We start from the raw sequence: 25,847 nt of genomic DNA, 5'->3' as shown, positions 1-25,847 counted from the left end.
TAGCCTATTAGGCGTCCGGCGTTTGATCGGACCCATGATCCATCCGAGCAGCTTGTGAGGGATGCAGCCGAACCAGGCGCTGCTCCCACAGTCTTCGCAGGTCCTCCATCAGAGCTTCATGCTCAGCTTGATCCGGCGCAATTATATTGAGGTGATCGCTTAACACGGCTTCGCCCTCAATCCGCATCAGCAGATTAAACAGGTCGTTTGAAATTCGCACACTGTCAATGCTGGAGTGGTTCGGAATAATCTCGCAGACAGTCTCCTGATGATCTCGCGCTGTGTAAGCACGGGTTTGATGTAGGGAGACTGAGGGAGGCAATGAAATCGAAAGCGCAGTCCAATCCTGCAGCGTTGCAGCCCGTTTTTTTACCAGGAAGGGCCCGACCACAAGTCCATCCAGCTCTGTCGTTAAAAATGTGGCAATCGCGTCTGCAACCGTATCCACGATCGGTTCAGCATTGTTGTTAAAGGACGTATTGAGCAGAATTGGAGTGCCTGTCCGCTTCTTGAACGCATTGATGACCTCCCAGTAAGCGGGGTTGGCATCGCGCGATACTGTTTGCAGCCGAGCCGTACCGTCGACGTGCGTAATGGCACCCAACAAGGCGCGCTTTGAGTCACGCACGCGAACGACGAAATTCATGAATGGAAATTCGTGTTTACCGTCCGGGAGGTCGAAAAATTCGCTCGCATCCTCTTCCAGCACAGATGGTGCGAAAGGCCTATAGCCTTCGCGCTTCTTGACCATGGCATTGATCCGGTCCTTGTTTGCAGCGGGCCGAGGGTCGGCAAGAATGCTGCGGTTGCCCAGCGCACGTGGCCCAAACTCCGAACGACCCTGCACCCAGCCGATCACGGCGCCGTTGGTGATCCAGTGGGCTGCACTGCTCGCTACGTCATAAGAGCGTTCAACCTCGAGATGTCCGGACCATGCATTCAGTTCCTGTTCCACGGCGCGGTCGCTCCCGAGATCAGGACCCCAATAGACCTCCTGCAGTCGCTCACGCGGCGCGGGGCGGCCCATCTCGTTAGAGACTATCAGCGCAGCTCCCAATGCGCAGCCAGCGTCGTGAGACGCGGGTTGCACGAAGATGTCTTCGAAAAGCCCTGAATACAGCAGCTTGCCGTTCATCGTGCAGTTGTGGGCTACCCCTCCCGCCAGACACAACCGCTTCATGCCGGTGGCCTCACGGTGGTGCCGGAGAATGTGGAACACGATCCGCTCAAGCGCTTCCTGCAGTGACGCACTCACATCTCGATGCTGCTGGGTGAAAGGCATTCCCTTCCGCCTGATCTCGATGTTGCGGAGCAACGCCGGACCGATGCGGTCGAGGTGAACACGGTAGCCACCGTTGGCGGAGAGCTCGTAGAACTGCTCGAAGAGCTCGCGATAGGGAGCGGGGTCGCCATAGGGCGCGAGTCCCATTACCTTATACTCGTCGAACATGCCGTAGCCGAGACAGCGGATCGTCTCGAGATAAAACAGCCCAAGAGAATTGTCCTCCGGGAAAGCCTCGATTTGCGTAATTTCTGTGCCAGACCCTACCGCCACAAGGCCCGACAGGAAATCACCACAGCCATCAATCGCTAGAATGAGACTTTGTTCGAAGCCCGACATTGCAAAGGCGCTCACGGCGTGCGCCTGATGATGACCTACGAATGAAATACGCGAACTGTCCAACTTAGTGCCGAACTCACGCGCTAACAGGTTCTGCACCAACATTTTAGCATCCAACGGAGTGGAGAGAATGTCCGGTTGGGAAGCGGACATACCTTCAAGCATGGCGTTGGCATAGGGCTCGCTGGCGTAGACCGCGACACGATCAATGTCGCTGAGCTGAACCCCGGCCGTCGAGAGACAGTATTGAATCGAACCACTTGGCAGCTTGTTCGAGTGCTTGATTCGATTGAGGCGTTCCTCTTCTACGGCGGCTATCACCTTTCCGTCTCGGACGAGCACCGCGGCGCCATCGTGCATAAAGGCGTTCGGACGCTCGAATCGGTTTTCATGGACTTGGTCAAGTCCGCCGCTGATTCCTAGGCACAGCATTTCTTTCTCCAAATAGTAACGGGAAGCCAAATTGGCTTACCTCGACTGTTTCCAACTAAATAGGCCGTGTTGTCGCCTGCAGCTGCGACCGCCCGTCAGGCATCAGCGGCATCGAAGAAAGCCTCATAAACGATCAATGAGATGCTTCGACTGTGACGCCTACAGTGCCATCACGCCGAGAGCTTGGCTGGATCATCCAATCCTGAGCGGCTGCTGACATGTATCCGGCGATGTCGTTTTCATCGGCAGAACCAACTTGCGATGCCGCCTGTTCTTGGGAAGGGCTGCCGTCGACGAATAACAGTACCGCCCCCGTGAACTGGCCCGATTTCATTCTCCGAAGCGACCATGGTCGCACCGCCCGACATTGTCGGCCAGTTGCAACTCACTTTCTCGGCACGACCTCCACTGCACGTCAGGGCGCATCGAAGATTTTCTCCTTTGGATTATTCCTAAGGCAGCTTTCGTCACGCGATAGAGCAGCGTGTGATTGGTGCGTGAGGCTCTTTTTTGTCCATGCACGATTCCGGAAGAGTGATGAAATCGATTGTTTTGATCAAAGTCATCCACGCTATGAATAACAGCCGCAGCACATGCGTTTTCAAAGCGCTTCAGGCTTCCCGGATGGCTACTCCGATGTGAAGCGCATGGCATTCCAAGCGCTCTGTCAACCAAACGATGAGTATCGGCGTCGACCCTCATTGCCTTCGTCTTCGCGACTCCGTGACAGCGGCTGGCATTGTGTTTGTAGGGCATCCGGCGAAGATCATGTCGATCGGCCATCTCGCCTGCCTATCGGCAAGCCCTTGAACAATGATCCAGGCACCAGCGCGATTGTGATCACGAGCGCCTCTGAGCTCGGGAGGTTCGGTTTTCTGAGGGTTCCTGGGTCTCCGAAGCGATGGAGGTAGCTAGCCTTCCTGGTGCTATACGGTTGTGCTCTTCATGGAGTGGACGCGTTTGCGTCTCGAAAGCGGTTCTTCAGTGGAACCGGCGCCAAGGCCCGTCTGTGGTCGTTCAGAACACGGGGTGCCGTCTCCAAACCGGATATTGGAGCGGGCAGCCGCCGGAATTTGACCAATGGAAATGAGCGCCTGTCAGGAGGCGTTCGAAAACGGCGCGATCTTCATCGCGGCTGTTTCATGGTGTCATTCCTGACATGTTCTTTATAATCGGCAGCTTGCGGATAGTCTTGCCCGTCGCCGCCCGTAGCGCGTTGGCGACGGCCGGGCCGATCGGCGGCACACCTGGCTCACCAACTCCCGTGGGCGGCTCCTCGGACGGCACAATGTGCACCTCGACTCGCGGCATCTGCTCGATCCTGAGCGGTGTATAGGTATCGTAGTTCTCTTGGTCTACGACACCGCCCTTCAGGGTCAGCTCCTCCTGGAGGATCGCACCTAGCCCGAATCCGATACCGCCCTCCATCTGAGCGCGAATCTGGTCAGGATTTATCGCGGTGCCGCAATCTACCGCGCAGACGACGCGGTCGACCTTGAAACCATTTTCATCGTTGAGGGTGATCTCCACCACATCGGCGACATAGGTCGAGAGGCTTTCATGCAGGGCCACGCCGCGGAAACGGCCTTCCGGCAGAGGCTTGTCCCAGCCTGCCTTCTCAGCAGCCACTTTAAGCACGGCGGCATGCCGTGGATGGTGACCGAGCATTGACAAGCGGAAGTCGACCGGATCACGGTTCGCAGCGGCGGCGAGCTCATCGATCAGGGTTTCCACCGCGTAAGCGGTGTGGGTGGAGCCTACCGAACGCCACCACAGCACCGGGATGTTCACGTCCGTGGTGGTCAGCTCGACCTTCAGGTTCGGGATCGCATAGGGCAGGTTGGTGGCGCCCTCTACGGAGGTTGGATCGATGCCGTTCTTGATCATCGCCGCAGAGGTCGAACCGCCCAAGACCGATTGGCCCACGATGTGGTCATGGAGAGCGACGACATTGCCTTTCTTGTCGAGCCCCGCCTTGACTGCGTGCACATAGGCCGGCCGGTACCGCCCACCCCGCATGTCATTCTCGCGGGTCCACTGCACCTTCACTGGCTTGCCGCGTCCCAGTGCACGCGCTGTGGAAACAGCTTCGATAATGACATCTGCATCCAAGACCGCGCGGCGGCCGAAACTGCCGCCGGTCTTCATCACGTGCAGCCTCACCTTGTCCGGCGTGGTGCCGCCTACCTGAGCGGCAGCCGCCTGATAAAGGTCGGGCATCTGGTGTCCGCCCCAGACGTCGATGGTGCCGTCTTCGTTGATTCGGGCGGCCGCGTTGAGTGGCTCGATCGAAGCATGGACAAGATAGGGGAATTCGTAGTGCCCCTCGATGATTTTCTCAGCACTGGCGAACGCTGCGGGAGTGTTACCGTCGTCGCGCGCGGTGGCCGCGCCCAGATCGTCTGCTGCCTTGTTGTATTCGGCCATGATCTCGGCCGTGCCGCGCTCTTCGGCCTTCTCCTCGTTCCAGGTCACCTCCACGAGGTCGCGGCCCTTCAGCGCCGTCCAGGTGTCCCTGCCAACCACGGCAATGCCTCGCGGCGTCTGGACGACATCGACAATGCCGTCGAGTGCCTTGGCCTTGGTTGCGTCGAAGCTCTCGATCTCGGCGCCGAACTTCGGCGGATGGATCATAACGGCCGTCTGGAGTCCCTCCATCATGAGGTCGATCGTGTAGGTCTGCGCGCCGTTGGTCTTGCCGGCGGAATCGTAGCGCTTGAGGCTGTCCGATCCGATCTGGGCCCACTTGTCGCGCGGCTTTAGCGGCACGTCGTCGGGAACCGGCATTCCCGCTGCGGCTTCAGCCAGGTCACCGTAGCGCGCCTGCATCCCTGAGGCGTGCGACACGACCCCGGAAGCGACTTTGATCTCGCCGGCTGGCACGTCCCACCGCTGCGCCGCGGCCGCCACCAGCAAGGCCCGTGCGGCAGCACCCGCCGTGCGGTAGCGTTCCCACGACGAGCCCATCGACGTGGAGCCACCAGTTGCCTGTGCGGCCCCGCCCCAGGCGAGATTGCCGTAGAGCGCGGTATTGCCATATCCGCCGACCACGTCCACCTGCGCCCAGTCGCCGTCGAGCTCTTCCATAACCAGGGTGGCGATGCCGAAATAGGAGCCTTGTCCCATCTCGAACTGCGAGGAGTGGATGATGATTCGGTTCTCCTTTGTGATCTCGACATAGGTCTGGAAGGGGTTCGCCTGAACCTTTGCAGGGGTCGTTTGTGCGATGTCGGGCGCCGCCAGCACTGGCCGGTAGCCCACTGCGAGGCCGCCGGTGGTGACGCCCGCGCCGACGAGGAACCAGCGGCGCGTGGGCCGCACGGCAGTATGCTTCGAGAGAAACTGCGACATGCCTCAAGTCTCCAGCCGGTTGGCGGTCTCGTGGATGGCCGCGCGGATGCGATGATAGGTGGCGCAGCGGCAGAGATTGCCGCTCATCGCCGAATCAATATCATCGTCCGTCGGCTTAGGCGTTTCTGTAAGGAGGGCCACGGCCGACATGATCTGGCCAGACTGGCAATAGCCGCATTGAGGTACGTCGAACTCGGCCCACACGGCCTGGACCGTTTCGCCTATCTTGCCCGACACACCCTCAATGGTGGTGATCGAGGCTCCTTCGATGTCGCCGACTGCGGTCTGGCACGAGCGCGTCGGCATGCCGTTAACGTGAACCGTGCAAGCGCCGCACTGGGCAAGCCCGCAACCGAATTTCGTTCCCGTGAGTCCGATGACGTCACGGACCGCCCAGAGCAGCGGCATCTCTGGATCGACGTCGAGTGTTCGCGCCTCGCCATTGAGGGTAAAAGCGACCATTGCTTGCTCTCCTTGTCCTGAGCTGGCTATCTCGTTGAGCCTCCGCCCGCCTGGCAACCGAGCTCTTGTTGCTGAGGCCTAGCGACCACACCGTAGGAACGCGCAGCTCAAGCAACAAGCCGCTAGGTTGGCGAGTTACGAGATCGTGAAGTGGGTCGTGTCGAAAGGCTGGAGGCAACTGAATGTCATTTTTTGGGCGGACAGGCCGCTTTAGGCTGGGTTACACGAGACTGGACATTCGGGTCGTCGCGAACATCGACCGCTGGTCGGCCGCGTCCGGCAGGGCCCTGATTGGCTACACGAAATGAAATGGGACGACTATCGATGGGGGCCTACCTCGACCCGCAACCTCCACGACTGGACCCTCAGGTTTCCGGCTATCGTCCCGGGCGGTGGCCGAGCTCGGCGCCTCGGACGCGATAATAGACGGTGAGGCGTTCGTCGTTGACCAGAAGGCTTGTCGCGCATTCCCAGTCTTCAGCGGGCTCTTGGCCCCGGCGGGAGACGTCAGGACCATGCTTGCCGGCTTCGACCTGCTCAAGATCGACGGCGAGGGTCTTCGCGATCGGCCACTCGTCGATCGGCGCAAAGCGCTAGTTAACCTGCTGAGACGCCGCCAAACGGCATCGTTCTGAGCGACGAGATCAGCGGCGGCAGCGACATTCTCGCGCAAGTCTCCCAGTTCGGCCTCGAGGGCATCGTCTCCAAGCTGCGTGTCAGTCCATATCGATCCGGCCGGCGCCAAGAATGGGTGAGACAAAATGCGTGCTGAGTGATGAGTTCATCGTCATCGGCTGCGAACCCGGCAACAGTTACGGCGGTCGGGAAGCGTGCTCTGGCGAATGTCGAGGACGGAAATCTGGTGTTCGCCGGCGGCATTGGCACCGGCTTCAATGCGCGCACCGGGCCGGAAGTAAAGCGCCGGCTCGATGCCATTCCAATGGATAAACCACCGATTCCTAGTTTGAAGGCGAACGGTGCGGCATGGGCGGAGTGCCCTGCGCAGTCTGTACCTCCGCAGTCGATTGTCGAGTTCGAAGGGGGTGTGATTGGCGTCGAGACCGCTCCAGCCATGGCTATCAGCACGCCGAGTGCGTTGTTTTCGATCAGTTCTCGAAATGAGCGGGTAAATACCTTTCACTTGCCGAACGGGGTTTGCTGTTCACCGGCTGGCATCCGATGGCAAACCTTTCAACGCGGCGGCGATCTGGCGCTTCGCTGCTGGGGGCAGAGGCAGGATGGGACGCGGGGGTTCGGCACTGCAAACGTCGAGCAATTCAGCGAGTGCATGGACGACGCGAAGGCTCGAGAACTCCTTGAAGAGGCTCCAGATCGGGACCAGCGCGGCATTGATCCGTCGCGCTTCGGCCGCATCGCCCTGTTGCGCCGCTGTGACGATCGTCATGCAGACCTCGGGCAGGATGCCCGCAAGGACGCTGTACCATGTGTCGGCGCCGGCGATCATGGCCTCGGCGGCGTTCCAGTCGCCGCTGTAGCCAATCGAGAACCCTTCCGGCAGTGTGCGCCTCTGGGCGGTCAGGTGGTTCTTGATCGCATCGCTTTTGTCTGTCGGATTCTTGATGGCGACAATCCCAGCCACCTTTGCCAGGCGGCTGACAAGGGGTGGACTGAAATGGAAATGCGTCGTTCCTGGATTGTCGTAGACGACGATCGGCAGGCCACTTTCGCGCGCCACAGTGGAGAAATGTTCGAACACCTCGTCATCAGTAAGCGGGGTGTAGGAGGCGGCGGCAAGCAAACCCGCAGCTGCTCCAAGGGCCTTGGCGTCTTGCGCGAGCCCCACGGCTTCATCGGTGCGCAGCGCGCCCACACCCACTACGACCGGCATTTGCCCCGCCGTTTGGTCCAAGGTCTCGGAGAGCGCCCGCCGCCGTTGCTCGCGCGACAGATAGATGTATGTGCCGGTGCTGCCGAGAAGACCGATGGAATCGACCTGAGCGGCGCCAAGCCGAGCAATCAGCCTGCGCAGGGCAACGCTATCGACGCGGCCGTCACGATTGGTCGGGGTGATGGGGAACGCGGAAAGACCGCTCAGGAATGCCATGGCAAGGCTCCAGATCTATGTGTGAGCGCAGAGGTGGCCGCACGCCAGGTCATTACAAGACGTCCAAAGCCCGCCGCAGATCGGCGATCAGGTCATCAGCGTCTTCAAGCCCCACCGAGAGACGCATGAGATCCTCGCCGACTCCATCGGCCAAATGGGCATCCTTGCGGATCGGCTGCCGAGCACGGGTGAGGCTTGCTGGATGATAGATAAGGCTGTCGGCATCGCCGAGGCTGACGGCGCGAGTGATCAGGTTGAGCCGGTCCATCATCAGGCGCGCTCCTTCGTATCCAGCGTGGAGGCCAAAGGCCAACATGCCCGATCCGTTGGACATCTGTTTTCGCGCCGTCACCTGATCAGGGTGCGAGTCGAGGAACGGATAACTCACAAATGCCACCGCCGGGTGCGCTTCCAGCGCCCGAGCCACCGCAAGGGCCGTGGCGCTGTGCCGTTCCATTCGCAGCGTCAGCGTCTTGAGACCGCGCAGGATTAGGAAAGCTGACATGGGCGAGAGCGCTGCGCCGGTGATGTAGCGCAGACCCGTTTCATGCAGCGTACGGAGCGTTTGGGCGTCGCCGAGAAGCGCCCCGCCAAGGGCATCGCCATGACCATTGATGTACTTGGTCAGCGAATGGAGCACGATGTCCGCCCCGTGCTCAAGCGGTCGCTGGAGCGCGGGCGAGGCGAAGGTGCTGTCGACTGCAACCCTTACACCGCGCGCGTGAGCGCGCTCGGCAATTGCCGCTATGTCGAGGATGCGGCTCAGCGGATTCACCGGCGTCTCGAAGAAAACCAGCCGCGTCCGCTCGGTGATCGCAGCATCGAGATTGTGGGGATTTGACAGATCGACCGCGACGACCTTGATGCCGAAGCGGGGGACCGCCTGTTCGACCATGGCAAGCGTGTTCGCATAAAGCGTCTTGTGGACGATGAGTTCATCGCCCTGGGACAGGAGCGACAGGATCAGAGTGCCGAAGGCCGCCATCCCCGAGGCAACAACCAGCCCCGCCTCGGCTCCTTCCAGATTCGCGAGCCGCTGCTCGAGGATCTCGGTCGTGGGATTGTATTCGCGCGCATAGAGCCGTCCACCAAGGGCGGCGGCGGCATCGTTTGCTGCCACGCTTTCGAACCCATAGGTTGACGTCAGGAACACTGGCGGCTGGACGGCATTGGAAAAGTCGGCCGGATCGTAGCCATGATGGATCGCCCGGGTGGCAAATCCGGGGCTGGTGCGGTTGAGCGACCCCGTGGGAGCATCGGTTTCGGATTGATGGGAGCTGGTCATTCGGCCTCTGCGATCTCTCTTGGGGTTCCGAAAGATTGACGGCAACCTGGCCAATGTGAAATATCCAGTTGGCGATGAAAGAGATGGTCCAGTCTTCAAGTGCCGGGTCTGCAGCGCGCTCGCACGCGATGGGTGCACGCCAGATATACGAAGCCCTTCGCGAGCAAATCCTCGGCGGCGTCTACGAAACCGGCAGTCAGTTGCCATCCTCCCGGGCCCTGGCAAATGACCTCGGCGTTTCGCGAACCACGGTGACGGTCGCCTATGAGCAACTGGCTGCGGAGGGTTTCATCGAAGTCCGTCAAGGCGCACGACCTCGCGTTGCGTCTTCGTTGATGGGCCATGGGACGGGGCGCACTCACGCGCAACGGGTCGGCCCGATCCACCTGTCCGCATATGGCGAGCGGCTGCGCGCGACGTCACCCTGGCCAGATTATCTGCCGACTGGGCTGAAGGTCGAGTTCCGCTATGGCGACCTGGCGCCGTCGGATTTCCCTTCATTGGTCTGGAAACGCGCGATGAACGAGGCGATGGGGCAGCGCCCGCTGCGTCTTGCCTATGACGATCCTCGCGGCTCGCGCCGGCTTCGCCAGGCGCTTCAGGGCTATCTCTGGCGCGCCCGGACCCTGAGCTGCGACCTCGACCAGATCATAGTTGTGAACGGTTCGCAGCAGGGCCTTGATCTGTGCGCGCGCCTGCTTCTCGATCCCGCCGACCGTTTCGTCATCGAGGATCCGTGCTACAGGATGGCGCGTCAGGTCTTTGCCAGTACGGGTGCCTCACCCATCCCGGTCATCGTCGACGAAGACGGGATGAGGACCGAGTTGCTGGCGGGGATCGGAGCACGACTGGCTTATGTGACGCCATCGCATCAGTTTCCGCTGGGCGGCGTCATGCCGATCGCGCGCCGCCATCAGCTTCTGAAATGGGCGCGGCACAACAACGCCTATGTGATCGAGGACGACTACGACAGCGAATATCGCTACGACATCAATCCGGTCCCTCCGCTGCACAGTCTCGAGGACCACGGGGCTGTCATCTACCTCGGCACGATCTCCAAAACGCTCTCGCCGATGCTGCGCATCGGCTACCTCGTCGTCCCGCCCGAATTGCAGGAGGTCTTCGCAACCGCCAAACAATTCGCAGACCGGCATTCGCCGGTCGCTGAACAGGAAGCGCTGGCATCGTTGATCGAGAGCGGCGGCTACGAAAGCCATGTGCGCCGTGTGCGCAGGCTGAACGGCGAGCGTCGGGAAACGTTGTTGGGTGCCTTGCAGCACAGCTTCGGGGATCGCATCACTGTCCAGGGAGCAGATGCGGGACTGCACGTCGCGGTTTGGTTCAATGACCTGCCACGATCGCGGGAAACGGCCTTGGTCGAATCCGCCCGCGACGCTGGCCTGGGGCTACACCTGATCTCGCCGCTCTACGAACGGCCATCGGACCAAGGCCGCACCGATCGCGTCGGACTTGTCATGGGCTATGCCGCCTTGAGCATTCGGCAGATCGGGAAGGGCGTTGAGGTCCTGCGAGAGGTTGTCAAGCAGGTGCAAGACGCGATGCCGGCGCGGAACAACTGAGACGGGGCGACGCCGAAAGCTGGCGCTGAAAACGGTCCGAGGGCCCCCCGCATTTCTTTCCAAACAGCCAACTGGACCGGGAAAATGCCATGCAACTGGCGCTGTTGATCAGGCCAGTTTTGCAGCAGGTTTCCACGAGACGAATTTCCGAGAGCGATGATGACCTGGCGAGGAAAGCTGCTTCACGTCCATATCGCGCCTGCCGCCTCCTATGAAATGGAGGAGCTGGCGCAGGCGCAGCTTATTGCCGGCCAAGGCATTGTCGGAGACCGCTACTACCTGGGGACGGGGACCTATTCCGCGCGTCCTGACGTTCGCGAAGTGACGCTGATCGAAGCTGAAGTCTTGGACGCCATCGCGCAGGGCGAACCCAGAATTCCGGGCTTCAAGGCCAAGCTCGCACCCGAAGATCACCGGCGCAATCTGACGACACGAGGCGTTCCGCTTAGCCATCTTGTCGGCAAACGCTTCCGGGTCGGGGAAACGATTCTCAGGGCCGCCCGGATGAATGTGCCGTGCAAGTATATCGAGGAGTTGCTCGGGCTTCCGGGTCTCTACGAGGGGCTTCTGAACCGCTCCGGCCTGAACTGCACAATCGAGGTCGGGGGCGTGATCCGCCCCGGTGATCTGATCTTGCCCATCGACGAGTGAACGCCATGGCCTCGCCGCGCATCATCATGAAGCTGACCGTGACCGCCGCCCGCAAGGAGCCGGGCGACGTGCTGGTCATCGACCTGAAACACCCACGCAAACCTGTGCTGCCGGCGTTCGAAGCGGGTTCTCACGTCGACGTCCATCTGCCTGAAGGGAAGGTGCGTCAGTATTCACTTTGCGGCGACCCGACCGAGCTTGGCCGCTACACCATCGCGGTGAAGCGCGAGAATGAGGGCCGTGGGGGCTCGGCGTGGATCCACGAAACCATTGCCGTCGGCTCCACACTGCCTGTCTCCGCGCCACGCAACCATTTTGCGCTCAAGCCAGGCGAGGGGCCGACTTTGCTGCTGGCAGGGGGAATCGGGATCACCCCGATTCTGGCCATGGCGCGCGCGCTCACCCGGCAGGCCAAGCCCTTCGAGTTGCACTATTTCACCCGCAGCCGGGCGCTCACGCCACTCTTGGCGGCGATCGGGAGCGATCTTCCTGGCGGCAATGTGCGGATCCATTTCGACGACGAGCCTCAGACCCGGCAGAACATCGCCGCGCTGCTGGCGAACCGTTCGGACGACGCGCAGACATACTACTGCGGACCGCCTGGCTTCATGGCGGTTGTGGGGCGCGCGGCTCAACACTGGCCCGAGGGTACTGTTCATTTCGAAACTTTCCAGCCTCCCGAGTTTGATGGCGCGCCACCGGAACCATTCGTCATAGAACTGGCTGAGGGCAGGGTGGTTGAGGTTTCGGCTGAGACCACGGCACTGGCCGCCTTGCGTGCGGCCGGTGTGCCGTTGATGGCCTCGTGTGAGAACGGGGTGTGCGGGACCTGCGAATGCGCAATGCTGGCGGGACAGCCGATCCATCGGGATGCCGTCCTGTCCAAGGAGGCACGCGGCCACCGCTCCCTGCGTGTCGCGCGCGACAGGTGTGTTGAAACTCGATCTTTGACCATTTGGGCGGGGGTCCTGTGAGACCGGCAGCTGATTTGCGGGAAACTGAATGACGAGGAAACTGGAATATCTGCACGAGATCGAGCGCTGCGTCTCCTGGCTCGCAGCCTGGACGATCCACCACGCCAACCACGTCCGCGAGGGCGATGAGATCAAGGTCGGGGGGCATCAGGCCTCGTCCGCGTCGCTGAGTACCATCATGACCGCGCTCTACGGTTCGGTCCTGCGCCCGCAGGATCGGGTGGCGGTCAAACCCCATGCGGCGCCGATCTTCCATGCACTTCAGTATCTGGCGGGCAACCAGACCCACGAAAAGCTCATGAACTTCCGCGGCTACAAGGGCGCGCAGAGCTACCCTTCGCGGACGAAGGATGTCGACGATGTCGACTTCTCGACCGGGTCGGTGGGTCTCGGCGTTGCTCAGACGCTGTTCTCGTCGCTGGTGCAGGACTACGTCTCGGGTCACGGCTGGATGAAGGAGCGTGCCGAGGGCCGAATGGTCAGCCTGATCGGCGACGCCGAGATGGATGAGGGCAACATCTACGAGGCCCTGATCGAAGGCTGGAAGCACGGGCTCAGGAACTGCTGGTGGGTGGTCGACTACAATCGCCAGTCGCTCGACGCCGTGATCCGGGAGGGCCTCTGGCAGCGTTTCGAGCAGATTTTTCGCAACTTCGGCTGGGACGTGATGGTCCTGCGCCACGGGGCTCTGCAAGAGGCTGCCTTTGCCGAGCCGGGGGGCGAGAAGCTGCTCGAGTGGATAGAGCGCTGTCCGAACCAGCTCTATTCGGCGCTGACCTTCCAAGGGGGTGCTGCCTGGCGCAAGCGGCTGCTCGACGAGATCGGAGACCAAGGGCCGGTCACCACTCTGATCGAACGCCGCTCCGACGACGAGTTGCAGGCGTTGATGACGAACCTTGGCGGGCATGACATGCCGAGCCTCCTCGAAGCCTTCGAGGCGGCGTCCAGGCATGACCGTCCCGTCTGCTTCATCTGTTACACCATCAAGGGCTACGGTCTGCCGCTTGCCGGACACAAGGACAACCACGCGGGGCAGATGACGCCCACGCAGATGGAAGACTACCGCCTGCAAATGGGCGTAAAGCGGGGTGAGGAGTGGGACAAATGGGCGGCCGCCACCTTGCCGGAAGCGGAACTTGACGCCTTCTTCGCAAAGGCGCCGTTCTTCAGTGAGGGGCATAGGAGGCTGTCTGCGCCGTCGGTGCCGGTGCCTGAAACCCTTCCGTCACCGGGGCAGCCCGGCAAGCCGCTCTCGACCCAGATGGGGTTCGGCCAGATCCTGAACGACATCGCACGCGAGCGCAGTCTGCTTGCCGACCGCATTGTCACCACCTCGCCCGATGTGACGGTCTCGACCAATCTCGGTGGCTGGGTCAACCGGCGCGGCCTTTTCGCCCGGGAGACCATGGCGGACACCTTCAAGGCCGAACGCATTCCGTCGACCTTTACCTGGGAATTTGGGCCGAAGGGGCAGCACCTCGAGCTCGGGATCGCCGAGTCGAACCTGATGATCATGCTCGGGGCGCTCGGTCTCTCGCACTCGATCAATGGCGTGCGCCTGCTGCCGATCGGGACAGTCTATGATCCCTTCATCTACCGATCGGCCGACCAGCTAAACTACGCCTGCTATCAGGATGCGCGCTTCATGCTGGTCGCAACGCCCTCGGGCGTGACGCTAGCGCCCGAGGGCGGAGCACACCAGTCGATCGGCACCCCATTGATCGGCATGGCGCAGGATGGGCTTTGCGCCTTCGAACCGGCCTTCGTCGACGAACTGTCCGTGATCATGCGCTTTGCCTTCGATTACATGCAACGTAATGGCGAGGGGGATCCGGATGAGACGACGTGGCTGCGTGATCAGACCGGAGGATCGGTCTATCTTCGCCTGTCAACCCGGCCGCTCGAGCAGCCGCTGCGCGACATGAACCCGGCGCTCGCGCGGGACATCGTCAATGGCGCCTATTGGCTGCGTCCGCCTGGGCCCAACGCGAGTGTCGTCATTGCTTATCAAGGCGTCGTCGCGCCGGAGGCGATTGCCGCGACGGGTCTTCTGGCGGAGGACCGGCGCGATGTCGGGCTGCTCGCGATCACCTCCGCGGACCGGCTTAATGCGGGCTGGCAGGCGGCGGAACGTGCCCGGCAGCGTGGCGCGATTGGCGCCCTGAGTCATATCGAGCGGCTGCTCGCGCCGCTATCGCGTGACTGCGGCATCGTCACCGTGATCGACGGCCACCCGGCGACGCTCGCGTGGCTCGGTGGGGTTAACGGGCATCGCGTGAAGGCGCTCGGGGTCGAGCAGTTCGGCCAGACGGGGACTATTGCGGACCTATACCGTCACCACGGCCTGGACACCAACGCCATCGTACATGCGGCGCAGGCGGTCAGTGCGGGACCGGCTGTTCGCTACCGGAAGGCGCTGCCTTGACCATGAGCTACCGGATGCTCCGTGGCTGGTACGGATCGGCTGTTTCCACGGGCGTTCCGGTTCGCTTCAAAGCGGACAGGGCCGGGACACTGTGGACGTTCTGATCGCGCTTGAGTAGCTTGTGCGACCCCCAGGGTCACCTGGAATACGCAGGGAGGCGGCTTTTATTTAGCCTTGCGTCCAGTTACGAATTCGATCCAATCCAGTCCGGAGCAAAAGCTCCGCGTCCTCCCGATTTTCGGCTTCGACGTAGCACCGCATTTCCGGGGCATTTCCGGATGGACGCAAATGCAAGACACGCTTATCCGCGAGAGTGATACGAAGTCCGTCAACATCGCTAACCTTGCTTACCACTCCAATCGACCCGACGAAGGCGGCGATGTTAGTTTCCGCTGTACGAAGGTATGTCATGAGGCGAGTGCTGCTTTCGACGGAAAAATTTTCCAAGCGATCCGCCGCCGCTGCCGGCAATTGAAAGGAACTGCCAATCTCCGACAGTGGCTGCCCACTTGTACTAACAAGGGAAAGTGCCGCAAGGATGGGGAGAAAACTGTCGCGTGTAGGTAGCGCTGGCAGTTTAGTTCCGTTCGGGTCAAAGTCCGTGCCGGTCAACAAACCACCGTTTGCTTCGAAACCAACCACGCGCTCGTGACCCGACGCAACCAAATCGAGCATGGCAGCGATAACAAATGGCGATCCAACCTTGGTACGCACGACTTTAAAAGAACCTGCGGTCTCGATACCAGAGTTTGATGTGACCGGCGTGACGACTGCCTTCGCTTGCAGGAAGTTCGCCGTAATCAGGCCTAACAAATCACCGCGAAGGGGGTCTCCGTGGTCGTCAGCTACCAGTGGGCGGTCACCATCGCCATCTGCCGAGACGACCGCATCAAGCCGATGCTCTTTGGCCCAGAGCTTGAACTGTTGAGCAGTCTCGTCAGAGACCGCTTCAGTGTCGACAGGAATGAAACCTTCCGAACGTCCCAGGGTTACGACCGTCGCACAGTGATATGAGAGAATGTCAACCAAGAGATCGCGCGCGACTGTGCTGTGCTGATATACGCCCACCGTTAAGCCCTTTAGAGCATTAATCTCCATAAGCTTTCGATTGCGCGCCATGAAAAAGGCCTTGCATTCGGCCTCCCGGTGCTGCCGACGTGCAACAGCACCTTCAAGGACGTATCCGCGCTTCTCCAACTGCAAGGCGATGCGCGTTATCTCCCGCTCATCACCCTTGTCGATCTCACCGTCGGGTCGATAGAATTTTATTCCATTACGGTCGGCCGGAATGTGCGAGCCTGTGATCATCAAACAACCACTCTTACGCGCCTGAGCATACAGTGCCAGGGCAGGGGTGGGGACTGCGCCGCAATCGACTACGATGAAGCCGAGCGCGGACAGTGCCGCCGCACAGACGGCGGCGATGGCCGGACTCGAGGCGCGAAAGTCGCGCCCTATGAGTATCTCGTCGCCAATTCTGGCCAGGCCGGATTCCAGCAGGAATGTCGCGAATGCCGTTGCATATAGGGCAGAGGCGGCTCCTGCCAATTCTGTCGCCAGGCCCCGTAATCCACTTGTTCCGAATTTCATACCAAATCCGACGTTGCTAACCGGGTTTTGAAGGTAACATGCTCAAACTTTGGCTCGTCCGGAATGCCCATCGACAGATCCCTCGGACGAGAACAAGAAGTACATTCGGTTACCGTAGACGCGTTCGGTTATCGACGGTTACCCTTGTGAGGATTGACGCAGTCGGCGTCGGCGTGGGCAGCGCACCGTGACCTTCACGGCGACGAGGTTGGAGCGGATGGGGTCCGGGTCCGGCAGGGCTCCTCGCGGCTGGCTCACATGAGCGCTATCGCCATCGAGTGATTGTCTCAGTCGACATTAGCTCTGGGTCCCGAAAGCGCGTACAGGCCTGAGACGCAGCAAATCCTCTTATCTATCGCCGTTCGGTGTAGCTCCCGTTCAGAAATGCATGATAGACACTCTCGATGCCTTCCATGAGAGTGATCTTTGCTGCCCATCCCAAAGTGCGCAGCTTGTCGACGCTCATCAGCTTTCGCGGTGTACCGTCAGGTCTAGAGTGATCATGCGCGATCTCCCCGGTAAATCCGACTACACGGCAGATCATTCTAGTCAGCTCTAGGATCGTGATGTCCTGTCCGCAGCCGAGATTGACGTGATCATGGTCAGAGTAGTTCTTCAGAAGGAAGACTAATGCGTCGGCGCAGTCGTCCACGTGCATGAATTCCCGACGTGGTGTGCCCGTGCCCCAGATGGTGATTTGCTTATCACTTATGAGCTTAGCTTCATGCGCTTTCCGGATCAGCGCTGGGATGACGTGGCTTGACTGCAAGTCATAATTGTCGCCTGGCCCGTAGAGATTCGTCGGCATAGCGGAGATGTAGTCGCGGCCATATTGCTCGCGATAGGCTTGAGCCATTTTGATGCCGGTGATCTTGGCGACGGCGTAGCATTCGTTGGTGCGCTCTAGTGGCCCGGTCAAAAGCGCGCTTTCAGGAATGGGCTGTGGTGCCATCTTCGGATAGATGCAAGACGAGCCGAGGAAGAGGACGCGGTCGACATTGTTTTCGTGGGCTGCCGCGAAGATATTGGCCTCGATCATCAGATTGTCGTAAAGAAAGTCGACCGGATAGGTGGCGTTCGCGAGAATACCACCTACCTTTGCCGCCGCCATAATGATAGCGTCCGGTTTCATCACTGCCACGAAGTTTTCAACCTCGGTCTGTCGCTTGAGATCTAGCTCTCCCCGAGGGGCGGCCACAACTTTGCAGTCTTCAGACGCGAGTCGGCGTACAACAGCGCTGCCCACCATACCTTTGTGGCCAGCGACCCACACGGTTTTTCCGTTCAGATCATACATTACGCTTCCTTCATGACTACAGATGTCTGCATGACCTTCAGGTCTTCGCGGACCATTTCCGCAGCAAGCTCGCGCACGGATGTCTCATGCACCCAGCCGAGCTTCTCCTTCGCCTTGGTAGCGTCACCCAGGAGAAGATCGACTTCCGTGGGGCGGAAGTAGCGTGGGTCCACTTGGACTAGGCATCTGCCGCTCGCTACATCATAGCCCTTTTCGCCGACACCATTGCCACGCCATTCGATCTCGACGCCGATATCTTCGAAAGCCCACTCGACGAATTGGCGGACAGGAGTCGTTTTGCCCGTAGCCAGCACGTAATCATCCGGTTGATCCTGCTGTGTCATCATCCACATACCTCGCACGTACTCACGCGCATGGCCCCAATCGCGTTGAGCATCGAGATTGCCGAGATAAAGCTTGTCCTGCTTGCCCAGGTAGATAGCAGCGGCAGCGCGGGTGATCTTGCGCGTCACAAAAGTTTCGCCACGAAGGGGGCTTTCGTGATTAAAAAGAATGCCGTTGGAAGCGTGCATACCATAGCCCTCGCGATAATTGACGACCATCCAGTAGGCGTAGAGCTTGGCGGCGGCGTAAGGGCTGCGCGGATAAAAGGGCGTCGTTTCGTTCTGCGGTACGGACTGCACGAGGCCGTATAGCTCCGAAGTCGAGGCTTGATAGAAGCGGGTCTTGTCCGTCAGACCGAGGAGGCGAATCGCCTCAAGAAGTCGCAATGTACCGATACCGTCCGCGTTTGCTGTGTACTCAGGTGTTTCGAACGACACCTGCACATGGCTCTGAGCAGCCAAGTTGTAAATTTCGTCTGGCTGAGATTCCTGAACCACGCGGATGAGGTTAGTCGAATCAGTGAGGTCACCGTAATGCAAGATCAGGCGCGGATCGGATTCGTGCGGGTCTTGGTAGAGGTCTTCGATACGACCCGTGTTGAAGGAAGAGGAACGTCGCTTAATCCCGTGAACGATGTAGCCTTTTTTGAGAAGAAGACGGGCAAGATAGGCACCATCCTGTCCAGTTATGCCCGTAATAAGAGCAACTTTCCTGCTATCGCCCATTCTATTCCTGCTCTATTAAAGTGTAAAGTTCGGCTCCGGCTCGCCACGCCGACACAATGTGCGGCCCGCCCCGTGCCCTATGGAGCACTTCGACAGATGCGGCGCGAAGCTCGTCATTGACAGTCCGCCAGCCGAGCACACCTCTTGCTTGGAGTCACAGCAAAATAGAGTTGCGCCGCTAACCTGTCGGATTCGTACATGCGGTCTGAGTGCCGCTCAGCTCACGTCGTGAGCGACATGTGCTCCCAGCACCTTGCAGCTGATTTGCTCATCCATCAGCGAGTGAGGACGCCTTTCTTTCTTGCTTCAGCGTCTTCTAATGGGAATTGTTTGGATCAGTAAATCGATTGTTTGGATAAAGTGCATCCACAGAATGGATGGTCTGACCGAGCAGCGGGGTCGCATCGCCGGCCCGGAGTCGTAGGCGCGAGCTTCCGTTCGGGGCGAGGACAAAGTTCGTGGCCGCGAGCCCTCACCACAGCATCCGGCACAGGTCGTGCAGAACTTTGGGAGCAGACTTCAGATACTGTCGATCAGCTGGTTCCAGGCGCGTCGAGCTGTCGACCTCATCTCGCCCGGTACCGGTTGCTGTATGCAGCCTTGCACCCTAGGCGTATGGCGTCGACGGAATGATTTGCTTCGGCAGGCAGTGTCGCAGCGTTTCCCGGCTGTTTCGGCTCTATTGGCCGGGCCCGCGTCAGCCGAGCCCCTTCATCATGGCATCCAACACATGGATGGCCGGCATCCACTCAATAGATTTTACATATGCCGCGGAGGCCCATTAGAGAAGGCTGAACCGGAAGCGAGGGCATCGGCTTCAAGCTGTGCGAGAGGGATAAGTGGGCAGTGCTGAGGGAGCTCTTCTGCCCTACGGCCCGGCCTCTGCCAAGCGCCCGGCGTCAGGGTTTACTAGTGTCGACTAAGGATTCCAAGCCGGATGCAACCTCCTCTCTGAAACGAGATTTCCGAAAATGCATGTTAGTGGATTGGAAAAGCGCCGGTTCGTCGTCTCTCGGAGGCGTACGGGGTTCGGTGATTGTCTGTGGTCATTGGCGGCCGCTTGGCGCTACGCGCAGCGGTCGGGACGAACTCTAGTCATCGACTGGCGGGGGGCCTGCTACCTCGACCAACCCTTCACAAATGCGTTTCCGGCGTTCTTCCAGCCGATCAATGACATCGCTGGCGTGCCGGCTATTTCCGACGACCGGATCAACGACGTTTCCTTCCCTGGTCCATTCTTCCCGGAGTGGTGGAACAGGCCGGCGATCGAGTGCCTTTACCGGCCAGATGAGCAGATTTTCCAAGAGCGCGATGAGTTGGGCGAGCTCTTTCAGGCCGAACACGATGTCGAAGCGAACACAGTAGTGTGTGACGCTTGTCTGATGTGGCGGTGCGATGAGGATGCAGAGCGGCAGGTGTTCCAGAGTGTCAAGCCTCGGCCAGAAATTCAAGCCCGCATAGATGCCATTTATCAGGAATGTTTTGAGGGGCACAGCATCATCGGGATTCATGTTCGGCACGGTAACGGTGAAGACATCATGGAGCATGCGCCCTACTGGGCCGATCCGGAGCTCGCCGTTCGGCAAGTGTGCGCTGCAATTGACAAGGCTAAGGCGTTACCGCACCCCAGGCCTGTGCGGCTGTTCTTATGCACGGACAGCGCGCGGATACTGGATCTTCTGTCGGCCAGGTTTCCCGATCTGCTCACTGTCCCGAAGCACTTCGGATCCAATCAAGGTGGCCCCTTACACACTGCAGCACTCGGGATTGACGGCGGAATTTCCGCCCTCGTTGAGATGTATCTTCTCGGGCGCTGCGATACCGTAATTCGGTTTCCCCCGACGAGCGCCTTTAGCCGATATGCACGCCTTTTCGCACCACGGGTAATTGAATTCGATCTGAAAGAGCCAAGTCGTTTGACTTTGATAGAAGACAGCCAAGTCTCTGATCTCAGTTATGACCCGCCACCTGCGCAATTCGGCAGACGCAACCAACAGGCATAGTTGAATGCGCATTTCTCACCGACGCCAGTGGAGGCGTCGTACATTACCGATAGCGTCGTCATCTGACGCCACCTGCAACGCGCCAGAACTTCGCTGTTACACGGGGGCCGCAGACAAGCCAGAGCGACGGCGATCGTGACGCTGACGCTCGAAAGAACGCGGGCGATCACTCCAGAGACGAAATTGAGGTTGGTTATGAAAGTCATTCCCGTGATCATCAGCGGCGGAGCCGGATCGCGGCTATGGCCCGCCTCAAGGCAATCGCACCCCAAACCTTTCCTCAAAGTAGCGGATGGATATTCTCTCATTCAGCACACTGTGCTGCGCGCCGCTTCGATAGAAGGTGTCGTGGAACTCGTCGCTGTGACATCCGGGGACCACCTCTTCCTGACCAAGGACGAATTTGACGAACTGGATTCCGTGGTCCTGCCACGCACCTTTCTGCTCGAGCCCGAAGCTCGGGATACGGCCGCCGCCGTGGCTGCAGCCGCGATCCATGCGAGGGCAACGCAAGGCCCTGACGCGATCCTGTGCGTCTTCCCGGCCGATCACCTGATTGGCAACCTGCCTGCGTTTCTAGACGTCATGGGCTTGGCCATGAAACATGCGAAGCTCGGGCGGATCGCCACATTGGGCATCACCCCAACCAGACCGGACACAGCATTCGGCTACATCGAAGCAGATGGTGAGAACGTCGTCCGTTTCGTTGAAAAACCGGATCTGGATACAGCCAAAGCCTATGTCGCGTCTCAACGCTTCTTCTGGAACGCCGGCATCTTCTGCTTCAGTGCGCAAACCATGCTCGACGAGATGGTTTTGCATTGTCCCGAGGTGCTCCAGGCCGTCGCCGACAGCTACGAGAACGGCCGCGCCAGTCAATGCCAAGGCTTTGCCAAAATCGAACTCGCGCCTGAGCATTTCGGTTCCGCGCCGCGAATCTCGCTCGACCACGCTGTCATGGAGAAGACTAACAGACTTGCCGTGGTTCCCTGCGACATGGATTGGAACGACATCGGATCCTGGAACGCAATGGCCGATTTGATCGCCCCCGACGAAAGCGGGAACAGGATACGCGGCGATGTGCACATGGTCGACACGACCGGCACCTATGTGAGCTCCGACAAGCGCGTCATCGGCACGGTGGGCGTAAGCGATCTGGTGATCGTGGATTCCCCGGACGCTTTGCTTGTCACATCCCGCGACCGCGTTCAGGACGTTAAGAAGCTCTTCGAGGGCCTCAAGGCTTCGGGACATGAAGCTCATCTGGTCCATAGCACGGTACACCGGCCCTGGGGTACCTATACGGTTCTGGAGGAAGGCGAGCGCTTCAAGATCAAACGCATCGAGGTGAAGCCCGGTCGCCAGTTGAGCCTGCAGATGCACTATCATCGTTCGGAGCACTGGGTCGTGGTCAGCGGCTCCGCCAAAATCGTCAATGGCGAGCAGGAGTTGTTCCTGGGGACAAACGAATCTACTTACATCCCCTGCGGCCATAAGCATCGGCTCGAGAACCCAGGCAGAATTGACCTGGTTATCATTGAAGTGCAGAGCGGCGATTATCTCGCCGAGGATGATATCGTTCGCTTCGACGACGAATATGGTCGAACGTAGATAACAGTACAAAAAACGTTAAACGGCGAGCCGTCGCTCAAGGATCTCTGTCGTGGGTTCTGGGCCTGACATTGGCAAGCAGCGGGCCGAGCGTGTCATAGTATCCGCCCCGCACTCTCATCAGGCACTCGATCGTGGTCGAAAACATCGGTGAGCGCTTGACAGCGCGCCGTCCGCGGTAACGAAGACTTCAGATCTTTTTAGGCGGACCCGTTGCTCAGCTGTTCAACGGCACAGCCGTATTTCAGCCTGTAGGCGGCAATGAAATCCTCATCGCTGCAGATGCAGCGGCCACTGGAATCTTTGGCTTTCGGATCATGGAGGTGAGAACCAAGGCGGCGCAGTAGATTCACGCGAGTGCTGGTCGTCGGACTCATCGGAAAACCCGCACTGTGCTTGACCAGGTCTGCGGCAAGCATGATCCCGGCAAGCGCTGATTGAAAGGCCATCGGAACCACGGTTCGAACGAGACGACTTCCATCGCTAAGCTGGAACACCAGGCCGCCGCAGATAACCTGCTGATAAAAGGAACGGAGGGGCTGGCCAACAAACGCGGCGAGCGGCTCAAACGGCACAGCCATCGCCGTAGCCACCCGAGCTACGAACTCATTGGGGACTCCGGTATTGGTCTGCAGGAGCGTTTTTACCTCCTCGTGTGCTTCCGGTATTCCGAGTTCCTCCGCGACCAGTTGGTGTTCGTCCTTGGATTTCCCGGTCGGCATGTACATGCAGCAAAGGCAAGCCTGGCCGTCATCGAAACCGTGCCGCGAGATGCCTAGATCTTGCTCCTGAGTCCAGGCGTTCGCGATCCATCGGGGCAGAGCACCTTGGACAGCTAGACGGTCGGCGGCGGTGTCAAGCGCCACACCCACTCGGTCGAATACCCAGTCGCCCCGGCGCGCAACATATTCTGCCCACTTCATAGGGTGCGCCTCGACCTCAAGGGGGGTGGACCGAAGGGCGTGGGTTGCTAGGGCCGCCTTAGAGAGGCCGACCTCCGCCTGACCTGCCAACACGTAGCGCTGCAGGTTTGAGAGTTCGATAGCTTCGTGATCAACTACATGCAGGCGCCCGGACAGACCGGATTGCCTCGCCAGCGCCCAGAGCGAGCTATGGCCTATCGCGCCGAGCCCAATGAGGTGCGTTTCACCTAGAGCAGACTGCCTGTCACGTTCCATAACGCCTCCAACCGCAGATCAAGCGAAATGGACGTCTAGGCGCACTAGCAGGAGATCTACAATAAAACGGGCGAGCGTCTGCGCCTTCCCCACTTTTACCCACTCTCTATTCGCCTGGGATGTATCTCGGGACCACGCGGAAATTACAGAGATCCCGACTCCAACGAAGGTGTTAAAAATTGTGCCTCTATTGCACTTGGATATCTTTCAGGACATTATGGAGTTTCCAGAGCCGTTAACACCGTATGCTCAAGCGCAAATGATAAATAGGGAGATCGCTTATGTGGTCTGCTTGCCGCTTTTGGATCGTGTTCATCACTCTCCTGCCGGTGTTATTCGCAACGCCAGCGGCTGCTAGTTGTCCGGACTGTAACGACGAACGTTGCGTCTTTGGCGCCTGCGGATGCGTGCCGCGAATTGGCTGCGTTATCCCGGTCCCCATTCCTGGCACCACGAAGCCTAGCTCGCTGGTTCCGGATTCGCCAGTTCCGTTGCCTCCGTCGATCCAAGAGAAAGTCGACGAGCTCGGCGAGGACGCAACGCGCACAGTCCAGCAGCTCGGAGGCGACACGCTGACGACCATCCAAAAAGCTGCCGGCGACACGGTCCGGACATTGCAGCAAGCCAATGGAGACGTCTTTGCGACGGTTCAACAGGCCGGCGAGGATGCTATCACCACGACCCACAAAGCAGCAGGCGACGTGGCCGCGACTTATGTCAAGGCGTGGCGCGACGTCGGTGAGCAGGGAAAGCGCAGCTTTGATGATGCTGTTGATGCCGGCGAGGCGACGAAGCACTTTGTAGAAAATCAAGCCAAGGCTGATTTCGAAGCCCTAAATAAAGCTGCTAAGCGATTTGAAGACGGAAAAGTTGTCGACGCCATGTGGGGGCTCGGCATGGACCCCCTCAAGTCCGGCGAAGAGAACTTCGCTAAAGCAACCCAAGAGAGCAAGGTGATCAGTGCCGCTGCCGCCACAGCGGCAGCCGCTTACGGCGGGCCCGCCGGTGCCGCCGCATATGCCGCCTGGTCGACCTATCGCCAAACGGGCAACGCTGACATGGCACTACGCGCCGGACTGTTGGCTGCAGTAACCTCCCAGACTGGCTCATCAATCGGTCAGATGCCGACCGGTACCGCCGGCGAGATCATTAAGAAGGCTGCCATGGCCGGCGCCGCAGGTGGTGTCGCAGTTGCCGCTGCCGGTGGTGACGAGCAAGCGATCAAAGATGGATTCCTGAAGTCAGCGGGCGCAGTGCTTGTCCAAGGAGGAACTGAAAAGCTGAAGGCGTATTCTCCGGAAGCCAATGACGCATATGAAATCGCGCAATGTATCTCGGCTCGCGACGTCGACTGCTTGTCAAATACGACATGGGCACGGGATGCTAAGGGGAAGATCCTATACGATGAAACGGGCAAGCCGAGGATCGATACCAGCGAGATTGACCCCGACAACTACATAGGAAAGTGGAGTCAAGTTGACCCGCAGTCGGTGGAAGGCCAGGTGAATGCCATCATCGCGCAAACCTCAAAACTCCCTAAAACGGAGGCAATACCCATTTTGGACAACAAGTGGGTTCTGACCTGGACGTTAGGCAAGGAACGTCACATCAAGAAGGAAAGGCCTACTGTAGTGCTCACCTATGTCGGAGACGACCCTCCGTTTGTTTCTACGGTTACCTACGGCGACGCGGCTACCGAAGCCTCCCAGCCGCCGCCAGAAGATGCAAGGCCGGACACTGGTGATAAGCTAGTCGCCTACTACGAAAAGCCTGCCGATCGAAAGAGAGTAATAGACGCCTTTGAGAAGAATTCGATCGAGTACACTAAACTTGACTATGTCGGTCTAGAACATACGAAAACTTTGTCAAATGCCTTAATCTGCGGACCAAATACGCGCATTGCAGATCTAAAAAAGGTAGCGTTTTCACTCATGAGAGCGGGCGTAGATATAAAGTACATTGGAACGAAATCGACCAATAAACCTGGCCAGATATCCGTATTAAATCTTCAGAGGAAAAAGTTAACTATTAACACACCGAACATTACACGAAAGCAGGTAAATGAACTTACTACGTGTCCTGCGGCATTAAAGAATTATTAAAAACCAAGCTTCCTCTCCCCGAACGTCGCGAGTTCTTGTGTCCGCTGTGGGTAGAAACCAGACTCTAGCAGGCTGTTGAAGAAGTGTCCCGTTTGGCTTTGAGGATGGCCTCATCGCCATTGTGATAGGCGAATGTGATCTCGATGGAGC

General features: G+C 59.4%; 16 protein-coding genes. 7 read left to right on the top strand and 9 right to left on the bottom strand.

From position 1 onward, the window contains the following. Positions 1-7: 7 nt before the first annotated feature. The 5 genes from NKJ00_RS25550 to NKJ00_RS25530 form a co-directional block, all read right to left on the bottom strand. Complete coding sequence (locus tag NKJ00_RS25550) at positions 8-2,053, bottom strand: carbamoyltransferase family protein (protein WP_352631756.1); 2,046 nt, start codon at positions 2,051-2,053, stop codon at positions 8-10. A 1,140-nt stretch (positions 2,054-3,193) separates the two neighbouring features. After that, complete coding sequence (locus NKJ00_RS25545) at positions 3,194-5,404, bottom strand: xanthine dehydrogenase family protein molybdopterin-binding subunit (RefSeq protein WP_352631700.1); 2,211 nt, start codon at positions 5,402-5,404, stop codon at positions 3,194-3,196. A gap of 3 nt (positions 5,405-5,407) precedes the next feature. Next, positions 5,408-5,866: a (2Fe-2S)-binding protein gene (locus NKJ00_RS25540; protein WP_023689394.1), complete on the bottom strand. Its 459-nt coding sequence runs from the start codon at positions 5,864-5,866 to the stop codon at positions 5,408-5,410. A 1,162-nt stretch (positions 5,867-7,028) separates the two neighbouring features. Then, entirely contained in the window at positions 7,029-7,931 is a 903-nt protein-coding gene (locus NKJ00_RS25535) for a dihydrodipicolinate synthase family protein (RefSeq protein WP_352631698.1), read from the bottom strand. 52 nt (positions 7,932-7,983) lie between these two features. Then, on the bottom strand, positions 7,984-9,216 hold the full coding sequence (locus NKJ00_RS25530) for a trans-sulfuration enzyme family protein (RefSeq protein ID WP_352631696.1): 1,233 nt from the start codon (positions 9,214-9,216) through the stop codon (positions 7,984-7,986). 74 nt (positions 9,217-9,290) lie between these two features. Here NKJ00_RS25530 and pdxR point away from each other — a divergent pair, with 74 nt between their 5' ends. The 4 genes from pdxR to NKJ00_RS25510 all read left to right on the top strand — a co-directional run bounded on the left by pdxR (position 9,291) and on the right by NKJ00_RS25510 (position 14,846). Next, positions 9,291-10,796, top strand: coding sequence for a MocR-like pyridoxine biosynthesis transcription factor PdxR (gene pdxR / locus NKJ00_RS25525; RefSeq protein WP_031249775.1), 1,506 nt, complete (start codon positions 9,291-9,293; stop codon positions 10,794-10,796). Between the two features lie 159 nt (positions 10,797-10,955). After that, positions 10,956-11,447 carry an MOSC domain-containing protein gene (locus tag NKJ00_RS25520; protein ID WP_023758446.1) on the top strand — a complete coding sequence of 164 codons (492 nt, stop codon included), beginning with the start codon at positions 10,956-10,958 and terminating at the stop codon, positions 11,445-11,447. Between the two features lie 5 nt (positions 11,448-11,452). Next, a complete protein-coding gene (locus NKJ00_RS25515) occupies positions 11,453-12,421 on the top strand; it encodes a PDR/VanB family oxidoreductase (protein WP_352631694.1) in 969 nt (322 codons plus the stop codon). A gap of 28 nt (positions 12,422-12,449) precedes the next feature. Further along, positions 12,450-14,846, top strand: a complete 2,397-nt coding sequence (locus NKJ00_RS25510; protein ID WP_023766632.1) for a transketolase — start codon at positions 12,450-12,452, stop codon at positions 14,844-14,846. A gap of 168 nt (positions 14,847-15,014) precedes the next feature. Here the strand turns inward: NKJ00_RS25510 and NKJ00_RS25505 are convergent, their stop codons facing one another. From NKJ00_RS25505 to gmd, 3 genes are all read right to left on the bottom strand, one after another. Next, on the bottom strand, positions 15,015-16,436 hold the full coding sequence (locus tag NKJ00_RS25505; RefSeq protein ID WP_023766633.1) for a phosphomannomutase: 1,422 nt from the start codon (positions 16,434-16,436) through the stop codon (positions 15,015-15,017). Positions 16,437-16,788: 352 nt separating this feature from the next. Then, positions 16,789-17,733, bottom strand: a complete 945-nt coding sequence (gene fcl, locus NKJ00_RS25500; protein ID WP_352631692.1) for a GDP-L-fucose synthase — start codon at positions 17,731-17,733, stop codon at positions 16,789-16,791. Then, the gene (gene gmd, locus NKJ00_RS25495; RefSeq protein WP_352631690.1) at positions 17,733-18,803 is read right to left on the bottom strand and encodes a GDP-mannose 4,6-dehydratase; all 1,071 of its coding nucleotides are present in this window, start codon (positions 18,801-18,803) and stop codon (positions 17,733-17,735) included. The genes fcl and gmd overlap by 1 nt, the downstream gene beginning before the upstream one ends. A 971-nt stretch (positions 18,804-19,774) precedes the next feature. On the opposite strand from gmd, the gene NKJ00_RS25490 reads away from it, so the two are divergent. Together NKJ00_RS25490 and NKJ00_RS25485 are read left to right on the top strand one after the other, a co-directional pair. Then, on the top strand, positions 19,775-20,806 hold the full coding sequence (locus NKJ00_RS25490; RefSeq protein ID WP_352631688.1) for a nodulation protein NodZ: 1,032 nt from the start codon (positions 19,775-19,777) through the stop codon (positions 20,804-20,806). 195 nt (positions 20,807-21,001) lie between these two features. Continuing rightward, a complete protein-coding gene (locus NKJ00_RS25485) occupies positions 21,002-22,417 on the top strand; it encodes a mannose-1-phosphate guanylyltransferase/mannose-6-phosphate isomerase (protein ID WP_352631754.1) in 1,416 nt (471 codons plus the stop codon). Positions 22,418-22,617: 200 nt separating this feature from the next. Here the strand turns inward: NKJ00_RS25485 and NKJ00_RS25480 are convergent, their stop codons facing one another. Continuing rightward, positions 22,618-23,595, bottom strand: coding sequence for a ThiF family adenylyltransferase (locus NKJ00_RS25480; RefSeq protein WP_023809289.1), 978 nt, complete (start codon positions 23,593-23,595; stop codon positions 22,618-22,620). Between the two features lie 491 nt (positions 23,596-24,086). On the opposite strand from NKJ00_RS25480, the gene NKJ00_RS25475 reads away from it, so the two are divergent. Beyond that, positions 24,087-25,697 (top strand): hypothetical protein, encoded by a 1,611-nt coding sequence (locus tag NKJ00_RS25475; RefSeq protein ID WP_023809288.1) that lies wholly within the window; start codon positions 24,087-24,089, stop codon positions 25,695-25,697. Positions 25,698-25,847: the final 150 nt, after the last annotated feature.

It is taken from the genome of Mesorhizobium sp. M0227 (assembly GCF_040321855.1).
Lineage (GTDB): Bacteria > Pseudomonadota > Alphaproteobacteria > Rhizobiales > Rhizobiaceae > Mesorhizobium.
This window is presented reverse-complemented; position numbering and strand designations above follow the sequence as displayed.